The following is a 5934-nucleotide window of genomic DNA, read 5'->3' as shown; positions in this document are numbered from 1 at the left end:
ACACCGGGGAGGCCGCCATCGCCCGACTGCACGAGGCCGCGGGGTCGGGCACACCGGTCACGGTCTCCGTGGTCGACGCGCAGGGTCGCTCGACGTCGAGACTCGTCATCCCCGTCTCCGTCGCGGGGGGCCGGATCGAGGGGGTCGAGCCGGATTCCGCCGAGGCCGTGACCTTGCCGTTGCACCGCGTGATCTCGGTGGCCGACGTGGACCCCACCCGCTGAACCCACCCGCCGACCCGACCCGCCGAAGCGATTTCCGGGACACTGGAGGGTCGGACCCACGCGGACCCACGCGGGCCCGCGAGAACCGAGGAGAACCGAAGTGAGTGGTGGACCGCTGATCGTCCAGTCGGACAAGACCGTGTTGCTGGAGATCGATCACGATCAGGCCGGCGACGCACGGCAGGCCCTGGCCCCGTTCGCCGAGCTCGAGCGCGCTCCCGAACACGTCCACACCTACCGGATCACGCCGCTCGCCCTGTGGAACGCGCGGGCCGCCGGTCATGATGCCGAGCAGGTCGTCGACGTGCTGGTCACCTACTCGCGTTTCCCCGTCCCCCAGCCGCTCCTGGTCGACATCGCGGACACCATGGCCCGCTACGGCCGGCTCCAACTGGTCAAGAGCCCGGTCCACGGACTGGTCCTGGTCTCGTTGGACGCCGCCGTGCTCGCCGAGGTCAAGCGTCACAAGAAGATCGCCCCGATGCTCGGGGCCGAGATCGACGCCGACACGGTGATCGTCCACGCCTCCGAGCGCGGTCGGCTCAAGCAGGAGTTGTTGAAGGTGGGCTGGCCTGCCGAGGACCTGGCGGGCTACGTCGACGGCGAGGCCCACGAGATCGCCCTGTCCACCGAGTCCGAACCCTGGGAACTCCGCGACTACCAGCAGATGGCCGCGGACTCCTTCTGGGCGGGCGGATCCGGTGTCGTCGTGCTGCCCTGCGGGGCCGGCAAGACCATGGTCGGTGCTGCGGCGATGGCCCGCGCCAAGGCCACCACGCTCATCCTCGTGACCAACACCGTCGCGGGGCGGCAGTGGAAGCGCGAGCTGCTCGCCCGTACCACGCTCACCGAGGACGAGATCGGCGAGTACTCGGGCGAACGCAAGGAGATCCGCCCGGTCACCATCGCCACGTACCAGGTCGTCACCCGCAAGACCAAGGGCGTGCACCGGGCGCTGGAGCTGTTCGACTCCCGGGATTGGGGCCTGATGATCTACGACGAGGTGCACCTGCTCCCGGCACCGGTCTTCCGGATGACCGCGGACCTGCAGTCGCGTCGCCGTCTCGGGCTCACCGCCACGCTGGTCCGCGAGGACGGCCGTGAGGGTGACGTGTTCTCGCTCATCGGCCCCAAGCGCTACGACGCCCCCTGGAAGGACATCGAGGCGCAGGGGTGGATCGCCCCGGCCGACTGTGTGGAGGTCCGCGTGACGCTGACCGAGAACGAGCGGATGATGTACGCCACCGCCGAGGCCGAGGACAAGTACAAGTTGTGCTCGACCGCCCGCACCAAGATCGCGGTGGTGAAGCAGATCCTGGCCAGGCACCCCGGTGCCCCGACGCTCGTGATCGGCGCCTATCTGGACCAGCTGGAGGAACTGGGGGTCGAGCTGGACGCCCCGGTGATCCAGGGTTCCACCTCCAACAAAGAGCGGGAGAAGCTGTTCAACGCCTTCCGCGCGGGGGAGATCTCCACCCTGGTGGTGTCCAAGGTCGCCAACTTCTCGATCGACCTGCCCGAGGCGAGCGTCGCCGTGCAGGTCTCCGGGACCTTCGGCTCCCGGCAGGAGGAGGCCCAGCGGCTCGGGCGTCTCCTGCGCCCCAAGAAGGACGGCGGACAGGCGCACTTCTACTCCGTCGTCTCCCGGGACACCCTCGACGCCGAGTACGCCGCTCACCGCCAGCGGTTCCTCGCCGAGCAGGGATACGCCTACCGGATCACCGACGCCGATGACCTGCTCGGGCCGGAGTTGCCCGAGGTGGGCTGAGCGCACACGGGCCGCCCAGGGCGCCCCACCCACACGGACCGCCCTGGGCGCCCCACCCTCGCCGGGGCGCCTGGGATACTGGGCCCATGGCCTCCGATCGCACCTCCCGCGCCCCGCACGAGCAGTACCGCCTCACCGACTTCCCCGTGGACGACGCCTGGGTCCGGAAGAACAACGAGAGCCTGGCCGAGGTGCGTCGACTGCAGTGGTCCGCGGGGATCCTCGGCGTGGTCGTCCTCGCCGCCGGGACCGGGATGCTCCTGTACTCGGGCCTCGAACCGTGGGGCTGGATCATCGCCGCGCTGGCCGGCGTCTTCGCGATCGGCTGCCTGGCCATGATCGGGTACATCCCCCGCAAGATGGGATCCATGGCGCACACCTACGCCACCTCGGAACTGGTCCCCGCGATCGTCGCCGAGGTGCGACCGCGTGGGCTCACCCTGCTGGCACTGGTCGACCGAGCCGTCGACCGGTCCGCGGGCACGCTCCCCGCCCTGGCCGTCCGCAGCTGCGAGAAGATCCCGGGCCACGACGTCCGCGTGGGCGAACGAGTCCCCTGCGTCGCGGTGGTGGGCAACCGCAGCGCCCGCGGGGGCGACAACCTCTACCAGTTCATCTCCCCCATGCCCGTCGCCTGGGCCACCCCGGACGCCGCCGTCCTGCGGCGACTGGCCAAGGAGATCCCGGCCGGCGAGTGGGAGACCCTGCGCCAGAACCTCGACCGGGTCGGAGAGGTGTCGGCGTCGCCGGCCAACCTCCTGCCCCTGGACTGACCGCCCTCCGGCTGCTCGAACCCGTGGGCCTCACCCGACGCACCTTCCCCTGTGAGCAAGTCGTCACGGCACCGTGATCCGCCGCCACTCCCCGGCAACACGCGGTTTCTAGCCTGGTCGGCACAGGCTAGAAGGAGGTCTCCACATGACCGAGCACATCGTCGTCGTCGGACACGGAATGGTCGCCCACCGGTTCGTCTCCACCCTCGCTTCCCGGTGGGCCACCGCCGATCTCACCGTCACGGTGATCGGCGAGGAGACGGACCCGGCGTACGACCGCGTCGGCCTCTCCTCCTATGTCGGAGCGTGGGACCGCGAGTCGCTCCACCTCGAGGACGCCCGGCACCTCGCCGACCCGCGGGTGAGCGTGCGCTCGGGTCACCTGGTCACCGCGATCGACCGCGAGGCCGAGGAGGTCGAACTCTCGTCGGGCGAGCGGATCGCCTACGACACGCTGGTCCTCGCGACCGGCTCGCGGGCGTTCGTCCCACCCGTGCCCGGGCATGACCTGCCGGGATGTCACGTCTACCGCACCCTCGACGATCTCGACGGGATCCGAGCGGCCGCCGAACGCGCCGGGGCGGGCTCCCACGGCGTGGTGATCGGCGGCGGGCTGCTCGGGCTCGAGGCCGCCAACGCGGTGAGCCTGCTCGGCCTCACGCCGCACGTGGTCGAACGCAACGAGCGGCTCATGCCCCTGCAGGTAGACGCCGGTGGCGGTCATGTCCTGGCGTCGCTGATCCGTGACCTCGGAATCGAGATCCACCTCTCGGTGACCGGCACGGAGATCGCCGAGACGCCCGACGGCCTGACCGTCCGACTGACCGACGACGAGGGGGTCACGACGGTCGTCGACGCCGCCTTCGTGGTGTTCTCGGCGGGCGTCCGCCCGAGGGACGAACTCGCGCGGCTCTCCGGCCTGGAGACCGCCGAGCGGGGCGGCATCCTCACCGACCTCGGGTGCCGGACCTCGGACCCGAACATCTATGCGATCGGTGAGTGCGCGGCCATCGACGGCACCTGCTACGGGCTCGTCGGTCCCGGGTACACCTCCGCCGAGGTGGCCGCAGCCAAGATCCTCAGCGGCGAGGGGGAGTTCACCGGGGCCGACCTGTCCACCAAGCTCAAGCTCCTCGGGGTGGACATGGCGAGCTTCGGCGACGCGCACGGCGTCACTCCCGACTGCCTCGAGGTGGTGGTCAACGATCCCGTCGCGGGGACCTACTCCAAGCTGGTCATGAGCGACGACGCCCAGACCCTCCTGGGTGGCGTGTTCGTCGGGGACTCCGGCCCGTACTCGCTGCTCAAGCCGCTCGTCGGTCGCACGCTGCCCTCCGCCGACCCGATCTCGCTCATCTCCCGCTCGACCGGCACCGACGCCGGGGTCGGGGTGGAGGCGCTCCCCGACGAGGCGCAGATCTGCTCGTGCAACGCGGTGACCAAGGGCGATGTGCGCGACGCCATCTGCGGCGGTGCCTGCGACGTGGCCGACCTCAAGTCGTGCACCCGCGCCGGAACCTCGTGCGGATCGTGTATCCCCCTGCTCAAGCAGGTCCTCGAGGCGGAGGGCGTCGAGCAGTCGACGGCGCTGTGCGAGCATTTCGACCAGTCCCGCTCGGAGCTGTTCGAGGTCGTCACGGTCTCCGGCATCCGGACCTTCTCCGGTCTGATCGAGCGCTTCGGTCGTGGGACCGGCTGTGACATCTGCAAACCCACCGTCGCGTCCATCCTGGCCTCCACCAGCTCCGATCACGTCCTCGACGGGGAGCAGGCAGCACTCCAGGACACCAACGACCACTTCCTCGCCAACATCCAGAAGAACGGCACCTATTCGGTGGTGCCCCGGATGCCGGGCGGCGAGGTGTCCGCGGAGCAGCTCATCGTGATCGGTGAGATCGCCCGCGATCACGACCTGTACGTCAAGGTGACCGGTGGTCAGCGCATCGACATGTTCGGTGCGCGAGTCGAGGAACTGCCGGTGATCTGGAAGCGTCTCGTGGACGCCGGAATGGAGTCCGGGCACGCCTACGGCAAATCGTTGCGCACGGTCAAGAGCTGCGTCGGCACCTCGTGGTGCCGCTACGGACAGCAGGACTCGGTCGGGATGGCGGTGCTGATGGAGAACCGCTACCGCGGGCTGCGCGCACCCCACAAGATCAAGATGGCGGTCTCCGGTTGTGCTCGCGAATGCGCCGAGGCCCGTGGCAAGGACGTCGGCGTGATCGCCACGGAGACCGGCTGGAACCTGTACGTCGGCGGCAACGGGGGCGCGACGCCCCGGCACGCGCAACTCCTCGTCGGTGACCTGACCGACGAGCAGCTGATCCGCTACATCGACCGCACGGTGATGTTCTACGTCCGCACCGCCGAGCGGCTGCAGCGGATGGCACCCTGGCTCGAGTCACTGGACGGCGGCATCGACCACCTGCGCGAGGTCGTGTGCAACGACTCGCTTGACCTGGCCGCCGAGCTCGAGGGCCGGATGGAAGCCCATGTCGCGGGGTACGTGGACGAGTGGTCGGCTGTTCTGGACGACCCCGACAAGCTCGCCCGCTTCGTGTCCTTCGTCAACGCGCCCGAGTCCCCGGACCCCACCGTCGAGTTCGAGGAGCAGGACGGCCGCAAGGTCCCGGTGCTCCTCGGTTCCCCCGCGATGCCCGCACGAGTCTGACCCACCAGCACACCCAGAAAGGACACCGTCATGACCGCAACCCTGTCCCCCACCGAGATCGTGGTCTGCCCCCTCGATCGGCTCATCCCGGGGCGCGGCGTCGCCGCCCTGCTGCCCGACGGCCGACAGATCGCCGTCTACCTGATGGACGACGGCAGCGTCCACGCCCTGTGCAACATCGACCCGATCGCCCGGGCCGCGGTGATGAGCCGCGGTCTCGTCGGTGACCGCGGGGGTGTCCCCGTGGCGATCTCCCCCATCGGCAAGCAGGCCTACGCGTTGGCGGACGGGCGTGGGGTCGACGACGAGTCGTACGGACTGTCCGTCTTCCCGGCCAGGGTCGTCGACGGCACCGTCCTGGTCTCCACCGAGGCCGCGATCCGACACCAGACGAGCCGGATCGCCGCGTAACCAGACGAACCGGCTTGCCGCACAGAGCGGCTCTGCCGGAACCCACGAGAGCAGTCAGGCGCCACCGCGTGGAATTACGCGGTGGCG

The 5934-nt window shown here is 69.8% G+C and carries 5 protein-coding genes; all 5 read left to right on the top strand.

Going from position 1 to position 5934, the window contains the following annotated elements; genetic code table 11:
* Positions 1-224 (top strand): hypothetical protein (locus G6027_RS11530; protein ID WP_182637309.1); only part of this gene is annotated, 224 nt, incomplete at its 5' end.
* Positions 225-324: 100 nt separating this feature from the next.
* Positions 325-1992, top strand: coding sequence for a DNA repair helicase XPB (locus G6027_RS11525; RefSeq protein ID WP_182637308.1), 1668 nt, complete (start codon positions 325-327; stop codon positions 1990-1992).
* Positions 1993-2078: 86 nt separating this feature from the next.
* The gene (locus G6027_RS11520; RefSeq protein WP_182637307.1) at positions 2079-2765 is read left to right on the top strand and encodes a DUF3239 domain-containing protein; all 687 of its coding nucleotides are present in this window, start codon (positions 2079-2081) and stop codon (positions 2763-2765) included.
* Positions 2766-2910: 145 nt separating this feature from the next.
* Positions 2911-5436: a nitrite reductase large subunit NirB gene (gene nirB, locus G6027_RS11515; RefSeq protein WP_182637306.1), complete on the top strand. Its 2526-nt coding sequence runs from the start codon at positions 2911-2913 to the stop codon at positions 5434-5436.
* Between the two features lie 30 nt (positions 5437-5466).
* Positions 5467-5847 (top strand): nitrite reductase small subunit NirD, encoded by a 381-nt coding sequence (gene nirD, locus G6027_RS11510; RefSeq protein WP_182637305.1) that lies wholly within the window; start codon positions 5467-5469, stop codon positions 5845-5847.
* Positions 5848-5934: the final 87 nt, after the last annotated feature.

Source organism: Dietzia sp. SLG310A2-38A2 (assembly GCF_014145095.1).
GTDB lineage: Bacteria > Actinomycetota > Actinomycetes > Mycobacteriales > Mycobacteriaceae > Dietzia.
This window is presented reverse-complemented; position numbering and strand designations above follow the sequence as displayed.